Source organism: Streptomyces sp. DT2A-34 (assembly GCF_030499515.1).
In the GTDB taxonomy this organism is placed as follows: domain Bacteria; phylum Actinomycetota; class Actinomycetes; order Streptomycetales; family Streptomycetaceae; genus Streptomyces.
Map to the genome: position 1 here is coordinate 9,943,923 of NZ_JASTWJ010000001.1, position 14,387 is coordinate 9,958,309.

The 14,387-nt window shown below is 71.0% G+C and carries 15 protein-coding genes; 9 read left to right on the top strand and 6 right to left on the bottom strand.

Translation table 11 applies throughout. The features are described 5' to 3' along the window. Positions 1-79: 79 nt before the first annotated feature. The gene (locus tag QQM39_RS44380) at positions 80-1,576 is read left to right on the top strand and encodes a hypothetical protein (protein WP_302003229.1); all 1,497 of its coding nucleotides are present in this window, start codon (positions 80-82) and stop codon (positions 1,574-1,576) included. A gap of 13 nt (positions 1,577-1,589) precedes the next feature. Here QQM39_RS44380 and QQM39_RS44385 read toward each other — a convergent pair whose 3' ends face one another. Next, positions 1,590-3,008, bottom strand: a complete 1,419-nt coding sequence (locus tag QQM39_RS44385; RefSeq protein ID WP_302003230.1) for a PP2C family protein-serine/threonine phosphatase — start codon at positions 3,006-3,008, stop codon at positions 1,590-1,592. A 431-nt stretch (positions 3,009-3,439) separates the two neighbouring features. Between QQM39_RS44385 and QQM39_RS44390 the strand changes: the two genes are divergently transcribed. After that, entirely contained in the window at positions 3,440-3,853 is a 414-nt protein-coding gene (locus tag QQM39_RS44390) for an SsgA family sporulation/cell division regulator (protein ID WP_302003231.1), read from the top strand. 108 nt (positions 3,854-3,961) lie between these two features. Here QQM39_RS44390 and QQM39_RS44395 read toward each other — a convergent pair whose 3' ends face one another. Together QQM39_RS44395 and QQM39_RS44400 are read right to left on the bottom strand one after the other, a co-directional pair. Then, the gene (locus QQM39_RS44395; protein ID WP_302003232.1) at positions 3,962-5,059 is read right to left on the bottom strand and encodes a chemotaxis protein; all 1,098 of its coding nucleotides are present in this window, start codon (positions 5,057-5,059) and stop codon (positions 3,962-3,964) included. 63 nt (positions 5,060-5,122) lie between these two features. Further along, positions 5,123-6,715: an alpha/beta hydrolase gene (locus QQM39_RS44400; protein WP_302003233.1), complete on the bottom strand. Its 1,593-nt coding sequence runs from the start codon at positions 6,713-6,715 to the stop codon at positions 5,123-5,125. A gap of 257 nt (positions 6,716-6,972) precedes the next feature. On the opposite strand from QQM39_RS44400, the gene QQM39_RS44405 reads away from it, so the two are divergent. From QQM39_RS44405 to QQM39_RS44415, 3 genes are all read left to right on the top strand, one after another. Next, on the top strand, positions 6,973-7,188 hold the full coding sequence (locus QQM39_RS44405) for a hypothetical protein (RefSeq protein WP_302003234.1): 216 nt from the start codon (positions 6,973-6,975) through the stop codon (positions 7,186-7,188). Positions 7,189-7,408: 220 nt separating this feature from the next. Further along, the gene (locus QQM39_RS44410; RefSeq protein ID WP_302003235.1) at positions 7,409-8,062 is read left to right on the top strand and encodes a chaplin; all 654 of its coding nucleotides are present in this window, start codon (positions 7,409-7,411) and stop codon (positions 8,060-8,062) included. A gap of 216 nt (positions 8,063-8,278) precedes the next feature. After that, positions 8,279-9,133, top strand: coding sequence for a GNAT family N-acetyltransferase (locus QQM39_RS44415; protein WP_302003236.1), 855 nt, complete (start codon positions 8,279-8,281; stop codon positions 9,131-9,133). A 43-nt stretch (positions 9,134-9,176) separates the two neighbouring features. Here the strand turns inward: QQM39_RS44415 and QQM39_RS44420 are convergent, their stop codons facing one another. Next, on the bottom strand, positions 9,177-9,662 hold the full coding sequence (locus QQM39_RS44420) for a nucleoside deaminase (RefSeq protein WP_302003237.1): 486 nt from the start codon (positions 9,660-9,662) through the stop codon (positions 9,177-9,179). A 130-nt stretch (positions 9,663-9,792) separates the two neighbouring features. On the opposite strand from QQM39_RS44420, the gene QQM39_RS44425 reads away from it, so the two are divergent. Both QQM39_RS44425 and QQM39_RS44430 read left to right on the top strand, forming a co-directional pair. Then, positions 9,793-10,569, top strand: coding sequence for a GNAT family N-acetyltransferase (locus QQM39_RS44425; RefSeq protein ID WP_302003238.1), 777 nt, complete (start codon positions 9,793-9,795; stop codon positions 10,567-10,569). A 165-nt stretch (positions 10,570-10,734) separates the two neighbouring features. Further along, positions 10,735-11,676 (top strand): NAD(P)-dependent oxidoreductase, encoded by a 942-nt coding sequence (locus QQM39_RS44430; RefSeq protein ID WP_302003239.1) that lies wholly within the window; start codon positions 10,735-10,737, stop codon positions 11,674-11,676. Between the two features lie 96 nt (positions 11,677-11,772). Here QQM39_RS44430 and QQM39_RS44435 read toward each other — a convergent pair whose 3' ends face one another. Next, entirely contained in the window at positions 11,773-12,036 is a 264-nt protein-coding gene (locus tag QQM39_RS44435; protein ID WP_302003240.1) for a GlsB/YeaQ/YmgE family stress response membrane protein, read from the bottom strand. Positions 12,037-12,107: 71 nt separating this feature from the next. Beyond that, positions 12,108-12,647 (bottom strand): zeta toxin family protein, encoded by a 540-nt coding sequence (locus tag QQM39_RS44440; RefSeq protein WP_302003241.1) that lies wholly within the window; start codon positions 12,645-12,647, stop codon positions 12,108-12,110. An 83-nt stretch (positions 12,648-12,730) separates the two neighbouring features. Here QQM39_RS44440 and QQM39_RS44445 point away from each other — a divergent pair, with 83 nt between their 5' ends. Together QQM39_RS44445 and QQM39_RS44450 are read left to right on the top strand one after the other, a co-directional pair. Then, positions 12,731-13,471, top strand: coding sequence for a phosphotransferase family protein (locus QQM39_RS44445; protein WP_302003242.1), 741 nt, complete (start codon positions 12,731-12,733; stop codon positions 13,469-13,471). Between the two features lie 95 nt (positions 13,472-13,566). Beyond that, entirely contained in the window at positions 13,567-14,334 is a 768-nt protein-coding gene (locus tag QQM39_RS44450) for a metalloregulator ArsR/SmtB family transcription factor (RefSeq protein ID WP_302003935.1), read from the top strand. The last annotated feature ends 53 nt before the right edge of the window (positions 14,335-14,387 follow it).

Below are 14,387 nucleotides of genomic sequence, written 5' to 3' on the forward strand. Positions count from 1 at the left end.
CTGGCGAACCCTGGCGAATAGTCCTGGGGCAACCCTCACCGGGCTACTGTCAACTCAGCCGAGAACCTGGGGGCTTGACGTGAGCGGAGAACCCAACACCCGCCTGGCGGACCTGTTCGGCCTGGCCGGCTGGTCCAAGGGCGAACTCGCGAGGCTGGTCAACCGGCAGGCGGCGGCCATGGGCCACCCCCAGCTGGCGACCGACACCTCGCGGGTGCGGCGGTGGATCGACATGGGAGAGATCCCGCGCGATCCCGTGCCGCGGGTGCTGGCGGCCCTGTTCACCGAGCGTCTCGGCCGTGTCGTGACCATCGAGGACCTCGGTCTGGTCCGGCACGGGCGTGCGGGGAAACGGCAGGACGGCGGGAGTGTGGAGCATCCCGACGGTGTGCCGTGGGCGCCCGAGCGGACGGCTGCGGTCCTCACCGAATTCACGGGAATGGACCTCATGCTCAACCGACGCGGCTTGGTGGGCGCGGGTGCCGCGCTCGCCGCGGGATCCGCACTCAGCAGCGCCATGCACGACTGGCTGCACACCGACCCGGCCCTCAAGGCCGACGCCCCCCAGTTCGACGACCCGTTGCATGTCGACCCCGCTGGGTTCGACCGCTACGAGGCCGCCCCCATCGGATCGCAGGAGATCGAGGAACTGGAGCGCTCGGTCGAGGTGTTCCGGGCCTGGGACGCGGCCCGCGGCGGCGGGCTCCAGCGCAAGGCGGTCGTAGGCCAACTCAACGAGGTGGGCGGCATGCTCGCCTACCGACACCCCGAACATCTGCAGCGGCGCCTGTGGGGCGTCGCCGCCAACCTCGCCGTCCTCGCTGGCTGGATGTCGCACGACGTCGGCCTGGAGCCCACGGCCCAGAAGTACTTCGTCATCGCCGCCCACGCGGCCAGAGAAGGCGGTGACCGGCCCCGCGCCGGGGAGGCGCTCTCCCGAGCGGCTCGCCAGATGGTGCACCTCGGCCGGCCCGACGACGCACTCGACCTGATGAAACTCGCCCAGTCCGGCTCCGGCGACGAGGTGCTGCCGCGTACCAGGGCCATGTTCCACACCATCGAGGCCTGGGCACAGGCGTCCATGGGCAAGGGCCAGGCCATGCGCCGCACCCTCGGACAGGCGGAGGACCTCTTCGTCTCCGACAAGAGCGACGTGCCGCCACCGAGCTGGATGCAGACCTTCAAGGACGAGGACCTGTACGGCATGCAGGCCCTGGCCTATCGCACGCTGGCCGAGTTCGAACCCGGCGCGGCCGCGCACGCCCAGCACTACGCGGAGAAGGCCCTGGCCCTGCGCGTCGACGGCCGCGAACGGTCGAAGATCTTCGACCATCTGTCCATGGCGTCCGCCTGCTTCATCGCGGACGACCCCGAACAGGCGGACCGGTACGCGCGACTGGCCCTGATGTCGATGGGCTCGAACTCCTCCGGCCGCACCTGGGACCGGCTGCGCCAGATGTACCGGCTCACCGCCGAGTACTCCAGCTACCCGAAGATCCACGAACTGCGGGAGGAGATCCGGTTGGCGCTGCCCAAGGTGAAGAAGCCGGGCGGTGGCAACAGCGCACAGGCATAGGGACAGGCATCTACTAGGACGTCACCCTGGCCACGAGCACGCAGGCATGGTCCGCGCGCTCACTCTCACCGAACTCCTCGACGACCAGCCGTGCGCAGTCCTGTGCGGTGCGTGCCTCGCCGACGCGGGGACCGAGGTCGAGGAGGCGCTGCACGGGGTCCGCGCCGCTGTGCCCCGGCACCAGTCCGTCCGTGTGCAGCAGGAGCAGGTCGCCCACCTCGAGGGTCTCTTCGGCCTGTGCGTAGACGGCACCCGAGGTGGCGCCGAGCAGGACGCCGTCCGGCGCGTGCAGCCTGCGCCCCGTCCCGTCGCGGAACAGCAGCGGGGCGGGGTGTCCGGCCTGCGCCCAGGTCAGGGTGCGGGTGTCGGGGCGGTAGCGGCAGCAGACGGCGCTGCCGAGGGCCGGCTGGACGGTGGCGTCGAGTAACTGGTTCAGCCAGGACATCAGTTGTCCCGGCTGGGTGCCCGCCATGGCCATGCCGCGTACGGCGCCCAGCAGGGTCGCCATGCCCGACGCCACGGCGACGCCGTGCCCGGTGAGATCGCCGATGCTCAACAGCGTTTCGCCGTCGGCCAGTTCGAGGGCGTCGTACCAGTCGCCGCCGATCATCGCGCTCGTCGGCGACGGCAGACGGTGAGCCGCGAGGTCCAGGGTCTCCGGGCCCCGGTGCGGGAGCCGCAGGGAGCCGCGCCACGGCGGCAGCACGGCTTCCTGAAGCTCGACCGCGAGCCGGTGCTCGGTCTGCGCCTGGTGCTGCCGGCGTTGGAGCGAGTCACGGGTCTCGCTCACCGTCCGCTGGCTCAGGCGCAGTTCGCTGACGTCCCGCAGTACGGCCCACATGGAGGCGGTGCTGCCGTCGGCGTCGAGTACGGGCTCGCCCATCATGTGCAGGGTGCGGACCTCGCCGTCCGGCCGGACGACGCGGAACTCGCCGTCGATGGGCTTGGCGTCGACGAGGCAGTTCGTGACCATCGCCGTCAGTTTCGGACGGTCCTCGTCGAGCACCAGGGACGGCAGCTCGTCGAGGGTGAGCGGTGGAGCGGCGGGGTCACGACCCAGGATCTGGTAGAGCTCGCCGGACCAACTGGCCTCGTCCGTCAGCAGGTTCCACTCCGCGCTGCCGACCCGGCTGAGCAGCGAGTCGCGCGGGGGCGCGGCGTCGGGCGTGGCCGTGGGAGCCGCGGCCACCAGGGCCGGGCCGTCCCGCAGTTGCGCCAGGTGCTCGTCGAGGTCGTTGAGTTGGTGCAGGGCGAGGTCGTACAGCGCCCGCTGCCACCGCTCCTGCGGGTCCGAACCGTCGTCGCCGCCCGTGTCCCGGCGTACGGCGTCGACGTCGCCCTTGAGTCGCCGCGTCTGCGATATGAGCGCTTCGACCGAGCCGCGTCCGGGCGGCTGAGCGGCGGGGCGGTCCGCGGAGAGATGGGGCGGCATGACGCACTCCGATGCGAGGACGGTACGACCAAGGCTGACGGAAGGACCATTACGACTGTTGCACAGCCCGCGACGCCCTGTAAGGGATTTGGCAACACCCGATACGGTGGTGCGTCTGGCATATGCCAGAGTCTTCACAGCGGGCTCGTGCCATGCGATTGCCGTAGGTCGGCGAAGGGGTCAAGTCGTATGGGGCGTACGTGATTTGGCGTCCTGTCGAGGTAGTTGTGCGTCGCTCAATCGAGTGTTCGACGGTCGAATGTTCTAGGGGTGGAGCGGCAGTGGCCGTCGGTCGGGGCGATGCACTCTTCGGGGGTGATGCAGGTCACATAAATGATAGGCGCTCCGGCGTAATGCAAACGGCATCTGTGGGGTCGTAAAAGCACAGCGGCAAAAACCGTCCTACCTCCGACCCGCAGGGGAGACCGCCCATGGACATCGCCATCGAGCAGCCCGCCCGCGCCCGTCTCATCACCGGCGAGGAGCGTGAACTCCTCGTGCTCGCCCAGCTGCGGTACGCCTCCACGGACCCGCTGGCGGTGCACCTGGACTTCCCGGGCGAGGTCTCCCTCGATGGCCATGGGGCCACCTGGACCTTCGCCCGGAGCCTGCTGGAGGGGGGCCTGCGCGGGCCGGCCGGGGACGGTGACGTGCACATCTGGCCGTGCGGCCCGGAGCGTACGGTCGTGGAGTTGCACTCGCCGTACGGCATGGCGCTGCTCCAGTTCGACACCTCCGCCCTGAACCGCTTCCTGCTGCGGACGTACGCGGTGGTCGCGACCGGTGAGGAGGACCTCGGGGCGGTCGTGGAGCGCGGCCTGAGCTCGCTCTTCGGCGGCGTGTGAGGAAGGCGGGCGGAAGAGGAGGCCGGCCGAATGAGGCCGACCCGATGGAGCCGGCCGAATGAGGAGGCCACCGGGCCGCCGCCGCTGTGCCCCCTCATCGCCCCGGCGTCAGTACCGCAGCACCCCGGCGATCCCCTGGGCGTCGCTCAGTGTGCCGTCCGGTACGAAACGGACCTCGGCGCCGGTCTCCAGGCACTGCTCGACGATCTCGTCCACGATGTCCTCGCGGGCGTCGAGGTCGCCGCTCTCGGCCGGGATGAGATGGTCGCCGTCCTCGCCGCGCACCGTCACCCGGTAGTTCTCCTCGACGGCCAGCAGCCGGATCCGGCCTTCGCGGGCGCTGCGCCAGACCTCGTCGACACCGGCCGCGAACGCCTTGCGGCCACGGGCGGACTCGAGTTCCCGCGCCACGGTGACGGCGTTCCTGCGGTCCTCGGCGGTGACCAGCGGACGGATCGCCTGCCACACCGCCTCGTGCGTGCCGTGCGCGAGCCCGCCGTGCGGGACGTGCACCGCGTCCTTGGCGACGCCGCCGATCTCGTCCAGCAGGGACAGCGCCGCCTGCTCGCCGGTGACGTACAGCGGCCGCGGGTTGTCCCGCAGGATCGCGCTCATGGCGGAGTCCGCGTCCTTGAGGAAGTGGCGGGTGCCCTCGTCGCGGAACGTGCTCGGCATATCGCCGATCCGTTCCTGGCGCTCGGCGTCGAAGTTGTCGAAAGCCCTGGTCAGCGGGAAGCCGCCGATGCGGGCCTCGGTGACGCGGTCCAGGCTGCCGGCCCACAGCGTGACACGGTCGGGGGAGACCGAGAGCACCCAGAACGGTCGCTCGGCGGCCTCCGCGGAGACGAGGTTGCGGGTCAGGAAGGTGTCCGAGAGCACCACGCGCTCGGGCACTGTGCGGGCGAGCGACCACACCTGGTGCTCGCCCGGGGCGGCGAAGATCACCAGGCCGTCCTCGGCGTAGGTGAGATCGATCTCGGCGAGAGCCTGGTCGAGCTGTCGCTCGACATCCGCCCGCCGCTCGCGGGTGACCGAGGGATCGGCCTCCAGCTGCTTCTTGGCCTTGGCCACGACATTGCGCAGCCGAACCTGGTCCTGGGCCCGATAGGGCTCTCGGGGATGCGTGGGCGTCAGCACGGACACGGCCGGATAGGGGCGCGGGCGCCGCAGCTCGATGAGGGTCGTGGGACTGAGTGCGTGCTCCATAACAGCACGATAGGACCGATTCACCGATCGGGCATTAGGGGCAATCCCCTCGCCCTCGCGTGCCTACTCTGCGTCGTCCTCCGGGCCGCAGGAGCTGCCGTCGGCCGGCAGCGTGCCGTACAGCAGGAAGGTGTCGACCTTGCGGTGCACGCACTTGGAGGAGGCGTACCCGGTGTGACCGCTGCCCTTGTTGTCCAGGACCACGGCCGAGGGGCCGAGTCGCTTCGCCGTCTCCACGGTCCAGCGGTACGGCGTCGCCGGGTCGCCGCGGGTACCCACGAGCAGCATCTTCGGCGTGCGCACGTCCTTCACGTCGTCGCGGATGAAGTCCGTGCCCTTGGGGCGGCCGTAGCACATCAGCACTCCGGTGAGCCGGTACGGGCCGAACACCGGTGACGCCTGCTCGTACTCGGCGCGCAGCCGGTCGAGATTGCCGATGATCTGCTCGTCCGTCGGGCGGTCCGGATCGTCCGCGCAGTTGATCGCCATCAGTGCCGCGGGGAGGTTGTCGAGCGGGACCTCCTCCTCGTCGACGAGACCGCCGCTGGGGTCCTGGGTCTTCTCGGTCTCCTCCCGGCCCGTGGGTGCGGCTCCGCCGGTGGCGAAGGTCTCGATGGCGTGCGTGTCGCCGTCCTCGACCAGCGAGGCGAGGGCCCGCTCCAGGGAGGGCCACAACTCCTCGCTGTAGAGCGCCTGTCCGATGGCGCCGACCAGGTCCTGCCCGGTGAACGGCTCACCGAACGCCGACGGCACCGGGTCCTCGTCCAGCGAGTCGACGAGTCGTACGACCTGCTTGCGGGCCTCGCGTGGGTCCTGTCCGAAGGGGCAGGCGATGTCCTTCACGCACCAGTTGATGAACTCCTCCAGCGCCTCCTGCTGTCCCTTGGCGCCCGCCACCCCCTGCTCGGTCAGCGGTTCGGTCAGCGTGTCCACGCCGTCGAGCACCAACCGGCCGACCTTCTCCGGGAATTGGGCGGCGTACACCGCGCCGAGCCGCGTTCCGTAGGAGAAGCCCAGGTAGTTGAGCTTCTTGTCGCCGAGGGCCTGGCGCATCACGTCCATGTCGCGCGAGGCGTTGACCGTGCCGATGTGGGGGAGCACGGGCCCGGAGTGCCGGGCGCACGCGTCGGCCGCCTTCCTCAACTGCTTGAGGACGGACTGCGGATCGCGGCCGATCTCCGTGCCGTCGTCCGCCACGGAGATGTCCTCCTCGCCGTCCCCGCAGCTGACCGGCGAGGACCTGCCGACGCCCCGCGGATCGAAGGTCACGATGTCGTAGCCGTCCGTCAGCTCCATGAAGTCCTTGCCGCCGGCGGCGAACTCGGGGATACCGGCGCCGCCCGGTCCGCCGAAGTTGAGCAGCACCGAGCCCTGCTTCTTGCCCGTGGCCCGGTAACGGGCGAGTGCCAGATCCAGCGTTCCCGCCCGGGGGCGGGCGTAGTCGAGGGGGACGGTGACCTTGCCGCACTGCAGATCCTTCGGCAGGCCCTCGCCCGGGCACTTGGCCCAGGTGACCTTCTGCCGGTAGAAGCGGGTGAGGTCGGGCCCGGCACCGTCCGTGGCCGTCGGCAGCCCCGTGCCGAGCAGGACCAGTCCGACGGCGCCGGTGACCGCGCAGCGCCGCAGCGAGGGCCGCGTTGACAGCTTGGCCAGCATCAATGCCTCCAGGGACGCCCGTCGCGGACCGGGATACGGCGTCCTCGATCACGATAAGGGGGCCCCGGAACGCACGCCTCCGGACGAGCGGGACGGCTTGGGTGCGGGATGCTGCGGGCCTTGCGAGCGGACCGTGTGTGCGGGCCGTGTGTGCCGCGCCCGGCCACGACGTCGACGCGCCCCGCGGAGCGCGTCCGCCCGCGGGCGGCGCAGCAGCCCCGCATGCGAGCAGCCGACGCAGGCCGCACCCTGGTGCCATGGACGGCGAGCAGCCCATCGCGATCTACCCGCCCGCCGAGGACGGCGGCCGGCGGGTCCGTGCCGGTGACCATTTCCTGGGCATGGCGTACGGGCTGCTGGACATTGCCGAGTTCCTGCGGCGGGCGGGGATCGAGGACGCCGACGAGGAGTACGTGAGGCGGTCCAGGCTGATCGAGTGGCGCGGCGGCGGCCCCGAGGCGTGGACGCGGTGACTTCGGCCTGGCAGACGTCGGCGATGCGGTGAGCGCGCTCACCATTGGTGGCGCGGCGGGGCGAGCACAACAAGTCGGATGAACGGGGAGTCATTACTCAGTTCGACAACCATGCCGCTCGATGGGGTGAAAGACCGATAAGCCATAACTCGAATGGTTCATCGGCGTTTTATCCGGTGCGGGCGAGTGCTCGCGACCATGTCTGGAAGGCAGGGAACCTATGAGACGGGTTACCCGAAACGGTGTGATCGCCTTCGCCGCCACCGGCGCGATGGCTGTGACGATGCCGGCGTTTGCCGACTCCGCGGCGGACGGTGCCGCGGCCGACTCACCCGGGCTGATCTCCGGCAACACCATCCAGCTCCCGGTGCACGTCCCGGTGAACGTGTGCGGGAACACCGTGAACGTGGTGGGGCTGCTCAACCCCGCCGTGGGCAACAGCTGCTCCAACGAGGGCGGTGGGAGCAAGAAGGGCGCCGCGTCGAACGGCGGGGCCTCGGCCGAGGGACGCGGAAAGGATTCGCCGGGCGTCGTCTCCGGCAACACCATCCAACTGCCGGTCCACCTCCCCGTGAACGTCAGCGGCAACACGGTGAACGTGGTCGGCGTCGGCAACCCGGCGACCGGCAACGAGTCCGTGAACACCCCCGGCGACCAGCCTCCGCACACCACGAGGCCGGCGCCGAAGCCGTCCGTACCGCCGACGAGGCACCAGCCGCGTCCGGTGCCGTCCGCGTTCGTTCCGCACGGGCCCGAGGCCGCCCTCGCTGACACGGGAGCGGACCAGACCCTCGCCGCCGTGGCGGGCGGCACGGTTCTCGTTCTGAGCGGGGCCATCCTGTACCGGCGTTTCCGTCCCCAGGCGGTGCGCTGACCCCGCGTTCGCGCGCGGCACGGAAGGCCCCACCGGGCTGGCGAGCGGTGGGGCCTTCGTCGTGCCGAAGCTCCGAACACCCGGACGGCCATGGCGCTTTGGAACGCGTCAACGGCTTGATCACGCCGTGGCGCCCTCCCGGACGATCCGCAAGGATGCTGCGCGCATGGTCGATCACCGTGCGCATGCGAAGCCCCCAAGGATTGGAGCGCACCCATGGCCTCTTCGGCCCCCGAAGACCTCGTCGTCACCCGTGCCGGCCTCGACGACTGGCCGGTCATCAGCGGATGGGCCGCCGACGAGGGCTGGAACCCGGGGCTCGCCGACGGACCGGCCTTCTTCGCCGAGGACCCCGACGGCTTCTTCCTCGGCCGGATCGACGGCGAGCCCGTCTCGGCGATCTCGGTCGTCAACTACGGCACGGACTACGCCTTCCTCGGCTGCTACCTGGTCCGCCCCGACCTGCGCGGCCACGGCCACGGCCTCACCACCTGGAAGACCGCGCTGGCGCACGCCGGAAGCCGCACGATCGGACTCGACGGCGTCGTCGCCCAGCAGGACAACTACCGCCGCTCCGGCTTCGAACTCGCCCACCGCACGGTCCGCTTCACCGGAACCGCGCCCGCCTCCGAGGTGCCGGCGGATGTGCGGGTCGTACGGTCCGAGGACATCGCGGACATCACCGCGTACGACGGCACCTGCACCCCCGCCGACCGCCCCCGCTTCCTCGCGCACTGGCTCACCGGCACCGGACACCACGCCGTGGTCCGCCGCAGCGGCGACCGCGTCACCGGCTACGGCGTGATCCGCCCCGGCCACGACTGCCCGCGTATCGGGCCGCTCTTCGCCGACACCGCCGAGGACGCGCGGGCCCTGTTCGCCGCCCTGACCACCGAGGCGGCCGGCCGTGAGGTCGCCATCGACGTGCCCGAGCCCAACGCGGCGGGCGTGGCTCTCGCCGAGGAGGCCGGATTCACTCCCTCTTTCGAGACGGCTCGCATGTACACGGGCCCGGTGCGGCCGTACGCCGGGGAACGCGTCTTCGGCGTCACCACGCTGGAACTCGGTTAGCGACTACGCCGATTCGGCGTCCCGCTCTCGTGACGCCGGCCCGTCAGCCCGTTCGCCGGTGGAAGCGGAAGTGCAGCGCCCGGATTTCGTCCGTCAGCTCGGGCACCGGGCCGTCCACGACCACGCCGGGCGCGACCTCCTGGACCGCAAGGGTTCGCACGGGCGGGGCAGGTGCCCCCAACTCGCCCAGCCACCCGGCGAGTTGCTCCGACGAGGCGACGTACACGATGCGTCCCAGGCCCACCCACGCATGCGCGGCCGCGCACATCGGGCAGTGCTCGCCGGAGGTGTACACCGTGGCGGCCGCCCGCTCCTCGGGCGTCATATGGGCGGCGGACCAGCGTGCCAGCTCGAACTCGGGGTGCCGGGTGCGGTCGCCCGAGGCCACCCGGTTGTGGTCCTCGGCGAGCATGACGCCGTCCGCCCCCACCAGAACCGAACCGAACGGCTCGTCCCCGGCCTCCAGCGCCTGCGCCGCGAGTGCGACGCAGCGGCGCAGGTACGGCAGTTCGTCGTCCTTCACGACCATGACTTCACGACCATGACTTGGGTCCTCCTCGCGATGAGGCTTGCCTTGCGCACCCTATAGCCGCCCGGCTTGCGTGCGGTCGGGTCGAAAAGGCGTTGCCGTGGCGGTGCCCGGGTGCTGGAGTGATCCCATGGATCATGCTGCGGTGCTCGCCCTCTTCGACCGGGACATGCGTGAAGGTGCGCGGCCGGACGGTCCCGACGCGCTGGTAGAGAGGGTCGGCGGGGTGATCCGCCAGGTGTCGTCCGCACTCGGCTGGAACGGCGTCGTGTGGTCCGACCTCGACGAGGCGAGCGCCGACGAGGCGGTCGCCGCACACATCGCCCACTTCTCCGGGCTCGGGCACGAGTTCGAGTGGAAGGTCTACGGTCATGACCGCCCGGCCGACCTCGCTCAGCGGCTCAGGGCCGCCGGGTTCACGTCCGGGCCCGAGGAGACGCTGATGATCGGCGAGGCCGCCGATCTGGACCTGGACGCGGAGCCGCCGGAAGGCATCCGCATGCTCACCGTGACCGACCGGGCGGGCGTCGACCTCGTCGCGGAGGTGCACGCGAAGGCCTTCGGCACCGACGGCTCCCGGCTCCGCCATCAGCTGCTCGCCCAGCTCACGGCCGACCCGGACACCGTGGTCGCGGTCGTCGCGCTGGCCGGTGACACTCCGGTGAGCGCGGCCCGGATGGAGCTCGTGCCGGGGGCGCGGTTCGCCGGGCTGTGGGGCGGCGGGACCGTCGAGGCCTGGCGGGGCCGGGGCATCTACCGCGCGCTGGTCGCACACCGGGCACGCGCGGCCGTGGACCGTGGCTACCGTTACCTCCAGGTCGACGCCATGAGCACGAGCCGGCCCATCCTGGAACGGCTCGGCTTCGAACCGCTGACCACGACGACGCCGTACGTGTACACGCCGTAGGGACACGCGGGGCCGGTCACGCCGCGTGGTCACCTCGGGCGGAGTGTCACAGCCACCGGAAAGTCACATCCACCGGAATGTCGCGTCCGTCGGCATGTCACACCCACCGGCATGTCACACCCACCGGCATGTCACATCCGCGCCCGTTCGATCCGTCGCAAGGTCATGACGACGAACCAGAGCCACGACAGCCGCCACAGCCGGAGCATCCTCCTCGCGGGCGCCGGCGGCGTCCTGGGCAGACACATCACCCGCGCCCTGACACAGGCGGGGCACAAGGTCACCGGCCTCGGCCGTGGCGGACGCAACGGCATCCAGGCCGACCTGACGAACCGCGACGCCCTGCTGCGTGCCGTCGACGGCCACCACTTCGACACCGTGATCCACGCCGCGACCGCGCTGCGCGAGCCGCCCATGCGCCACCGCGACATGCACGCCACCAACGCGCTGCGCACCGACGGAACCGCCCATCTGATCGAGGCCGCGCAGGCCACCGGCGCCCGACGCTTCGTGGCGGAGTCCATGGTCTTCGGATACGGCTACGGCGACCACGGCGACCGTGTGCTCGTCGAGGACGACCCCTTCGGCCCGCGCGGCCGCTCCCCGGAGCTGGAACGGCACATCGCGGCGATGCGCATCAAGGAACAACTCGCCTTCGGCACCCCGGGATTGGACGGCATCGCGCTGCGCTTCGGCCTGTTCTACGGCCCCGGCGGCACCGACGCCCTCCTGCCCATGCTCCGCAAGCGGCAACTTCCCGTCCCCGCCGATCACGGCCGGGTCCTGCCCTGGATCGACCTCACCGACGCGGCCCGAGCGGTGGCCGCCGCCGTCGAGCGCGGGCGCCCCGGCCAGGCGTACAACATCGCCGACCGCACCCCGATGGGCTTCGGGACCCATGTCCGTTGCGTGGCCGAGGAGTTCGGGCAGCCGAAACCGCTGACCGTACCGCTGTGGCTGATGAGGCCCATGCCGTACGCGCACACGGTGATGTCGACGACGCTCCGGGTGTCCACGGCGAAGGCCGAGCGGGAACTCGGCTGGACGCCCGTCCACCCGGGGGTCCGCGACGGCCTCGCCGCGATGCGGGCCGCGGCACTCACGTGAACGGCGCGCCGCATGCCGTCGGCGCGCCGTTCCCTCGCGGTTGCGTGTCTTCATGATTCTTTGCGTCTCAACGCGTCCGGCTGTCCGCGTACTGCGTCAGCGGCGCGCCTTCGTCCGGTCCAGTGCGGCGACGCCCAGTGCGGCGAGGCCGATCTGGATGAGCCACTCGACCCAGTCGACGCCGTCGGTGTCGGCCACGTCGAGGCCGGCCGCGAGCGCGGAGCCGAGCAGCGCGGCCACGATGCCGACGAGGATGGTCCACAGGACCCCGATGCGCTGACGGCCCGGCACCACGAGCCGCCCCAGCACACCAACGATGATGCCGATCACGATGGCACTGATGATGCCCGAGATCTCCATTTCGCCCCTCTTCCTCCTGTCCCCCGCGGTAAGGCGAGTTCCCCCTGGAGGGAGGGACAGTCCGTTCCGCTTCAACCAGTGGTGCCCCACCCGGTGGCGGCCACCGCCTCCGCGGCGATGTCGATCACCGAACGGCCGTCGGTCACCACGCGCACCACGTCCGCCGGTGCCCGCTCGTCCAGGAGCCGTGCCTTGCGGGCGCTGCCCCTCACCTCGTGCTCCAGCTCGGAGCCGAGCTCGCGCCCGGCCAGCCGCTGTTCGGCCGTCTCGTCGGTGGCGGTGAGCAGAACCCGTACGAGCCGTACGCCGTCACCCATGGCCCGGCGGAACATGGGTGCCGCCTCGTCGAGCACGCTGACGGTGTTCGTGTAGACCAGACGGCGGTGTCCGAGCTCCGCGTAGTTCGCCCACACGGCAGCCAGGTTCCGCTCCGTGATGCCGGCCCGGCGCGCGTCCCCGGCCGGCGCCGGATGGACGGAGCCCATGAAGTCTCCGTCGATCACGGCATGCGCGACCTGCGCGGCCCGCAGCCGAGCCGAGGCCTCCCAGCCCACCGTGGTCTTGCCGACCCCGGCCCGCCCTCCGATGAGCAGTACTTCCGCGTGATCCATGCGGGCAGGGTGCCCGGGAGCGGGCACCCTTCGCGAGTGGTTTTGGCTCGGGCCGGTGCTGACGCTGATGGGTGGAGGCGTGGATGGAGGAGTGGGTGCTCGGTGGCGGGGCCGTCAACGAGGTCGTACGGGTGGGGGCGACCGTACGACGTACCTCGCACGAACGGTCCGGGTATGTGCGGGAGTTGCTCGCCTTCTTCGAGAGCCATGGCTGGCACGGAGCGCCGCGCCACCTCGGGACGGACGGGCGGGGCCGGGAGGTGTTCGGGTATCTCGAGGGCCGGGCGGCCGTCACTTCCCAGGAGCGGGCGGCGGCGTGCACCGACGCGGCGCTGGTGCGCGTCGCTCAACTCGTCCGTCGCTTCCATGACTTGACGCACGGAACGCCATGGGCGGGCGGGCGGGACGTCGTATGCCACAACGACCTCGCCCCGAAGAACACGGTGTACGCGGTGGACGGCGCCGAGTGGTGGCCCACCGCCTTCATCGACTGGGACCTCGCCGCGCCCGGCGAGCGCGTTCATGACCTCGCCCATGTGTGCTGGCAGTACCTGGATCTGGGACCGCGCATCCCCGATGTGTCCGAAGCGGCCCGGCGCATCGCGCTCGTCTGTGACGCGTACGGGCCGGGTGGCGGCGGTGAGGGCGTCGTCGACGTGATCCTTTGGTGGCAGGACCGCTGCTGGAGGGGCATCGAGGCCGGCGCGGAGCGTGGTGAACCGGCCATGGCGGCGCTGCGGGAGCGCGGGGCCGTGGACGAGGTGCGGAACGCGTACGCCTGGGTGGCTGGACACCGGCGCGAGCTGGGGGCGTTCCTGTCCTGATGCTGGTTGCTCGTGAGCCAGTGGGGGCCCGTCCGATTGACATGCAGGTACTTGCCTGCATAACGTTGAGTGTGCGATCAGAGAGCGACCCCGGGATGGACAAGGTCTTCAAGGCGCTGGCCGACGACACGCGCAGACGGCTTTTGGACCGGCTGCACGAGGACAACGGGCAGACCTTGGGGGAGCTGTGCGCGCGGATCGACATGACGCGCCAGTCGGTGACCCAGCATCTGGCCGTCCTGGAGGCCGCCAACCTGGTCGGTACGGTGCGGCGGGGGCGGGAGAAGCTGCACTACCTCAATCCGGTCCCGCTCCAGGAGATCCAGGAGCGGTGGATCGACAAGTTCGAGCGCCCACGCCTGCGCGTGCTCGGCGCCGTGAAACGACGAGCCGAGGAAGCCATGACCGACAAGCCCACCTTCGTGTACGTCACCTACATCGAGAGCACGCCCGAGAAGGTCTGGGACGCGCTCACCGACGCGGACCTGACCGCCGCCTACTGGGGCCACAGCAACATCTCGGACTGGCGGCCCGGATCCCGCTGGGAACACGTGCGTACGGACGGCTCCGGCATCGCCGACGTCGTCGGCACCGTCGTGGAGAGCGAGCGCCCGAGCCGCCTGGTCACCACCTGGGCGGCGCCGGACGAGGAGGGGCAGGAGGACAAGTACTCCCGGGTCACCTTCGACATCCAGCAGCACGCCGAGATCGTCCGCCTCACCGTGACCCACGAGGACCTCCCGGACGAGAGCGCGCGCGCCGATGTGTCGTCCGGCTGGCCGGCGGTGCTGTCCAACCTCAAGTCGCTCCTGGAGACCGGCCATGTGCTGCCGCAGGAGCCGTGGCTGATGCCGGCTCGTTGAACGAGGCTGCTTCGCGGGGGTGGGGGGCGAGAGAAGGCCGGTCCGTGGGTGCG